This window comes from Microcystis sp. M53598_WE2 (assembly GCF_030067735.1).
GTDB classification, from domain to species: domain Bacteria; phylum Cyanobacteriota; class Cyanobacteriia; order Cyanobacteriales; family Microcystaceae; genus Microcystis; species Microcystis aeruginosa.
In genome coordinates, this window is sequence record NZ_JASJFE010001039.1 from 1 (window position 1) to 1,584 (window position 1,584).

Annotated in this window: 1 protein-coding gene; it reads right to left on the minus strand. The window is 36.2% G+C overall.

All coding sequences use genetic code 11. From position 1 onward, the window contains the following. Positions 1-1,107, minus strand: a 1,107-nt coding sequence (locus tag PX636_RS21300) for an AAA family ATPase (RefSeq protein ID WP_288118747.1), incomplete at its 3' end; no start/stop codon positions are given. Positions 1,108-1,584 lie beyond the last annotated feature (477 nt).

Sequence of the window (1,584 nt, forward strand, 5' to 3'; positions counted from 1 at the left end):
CTCATTTTCGGAGAAAAATAAGGTTAATTGCTTTTTATTCTCTTTGATAACAGGGTGAAAATTACTGCTTTTCATCTTAATTCGCTTCCCTTCAATAGTGGATATTATAGTGGTAAGTTGAGAAAGCCAAATGCTGACATTTTCATCATCTTGCCAATTAATTAATTGACTCACCAGAACTGGAGAATGAGTGTTCACTATTACTTGGCGTAAAGGCATTTCAGTATCTTCAAAATCGACAGTTAGCTCTTTTAATAATCTTGCCATTGCTTGAATAAGAAAAGGATGAATGCCATTTTCTGGCTCTTCAAAACATAGTAATCCTGTGTGTTGTCGGTCGTATTGCAGGACACATAATGTTAATAAACGTAGGGTTCCTTCGGAAAGCACTCTCGAAGAAAACTCCCGATTATCATCGCCTTTTACCTTGATAATAAATTGTCGATTTGCTTTGTCATCATAAACATTAACTTCTGTAAGATTCGGTAGCAGATTATTGAGATCACGGGAAATTGCTGTGAGGGTATATTCATCATCTTGTTTGATGCGAAATAAAGCAGCGGCTAAATTCTTTCCGCTTGCTGTTATTGTATCTCTGATGCCCATATCTTGACGAGTAGGTTCTCGCAGATCTTCGGGATTAAGCTGCATAAACTTCCAACTCAGCATTTCTTGTTTGGCGGCTAATATATGTTTAAAATCTATGGTATTAATGCTGCTTAAAACAGTTTGTGATGCGTTTTTTGCGGGAAATACTTTTTTATTCCCTTGTTGACCGTCTTGAGGTACAACAATGGTAGCAATACCACTAATATCTTCAGTCTTAATATAAGGAATCGCTCTCCTACCCGTTACTTTTGGTCGCCAAGTTTCCAATACTGTCTTAGGAATATAATTTTTTACCCAATTATCTTCATTGTGCTTTAAATTTTCTAAACATTCATCAACAGGAAGACACAAAATTGAAGGATTTGAAGTTGAAACAGTCGGAGAAAAAAGATGCATCGCCTTTTTGGCCGAGAAACCTCCCTGAAATGTCCAATTTTTATGATTGCTTGAATGACCAGGTGATCTTTTATATCTTTTATATTCGGACCAAAAAGCCAAGTAAATTTTTACAAGCAAACGTGTAGTCAGATTTAGTCATAACAAGGAACTAAAAAACTGGAAAGCAAAACCCAAAGCTTATCCATAACTGTTTCGTTGACAAAATATGTCCTTCTGTCAGGAGGGTGACGACGAGGAAGACGAGGATGCCGATAAGAACGGGTTCAACGACGACGTCTGGAAATCGTTCAGTCAGCCTGTTTTCGCTAATAATCTTCCGGTTTTCGGTTTCTTTGGAAAATCTGGAGCCAATAGCGACCTGTCAACTCAAGAGGTTCGTTTGTTATCAGTTTCAGTTTTATCTCTTGCCGACTTTTTTTGTTAATCTTTTGATAAGAATTTGTTGAGTTTCAAAACGATAGATACTCTTCCGTTTTGTTCCTAGAATTAATTTGCAATACAATGTCAGATAAAAAGGTAATACTTTTACTGTAACTCTAAATTAATGTGTGTAATCAACTCAATACTACATGTTTA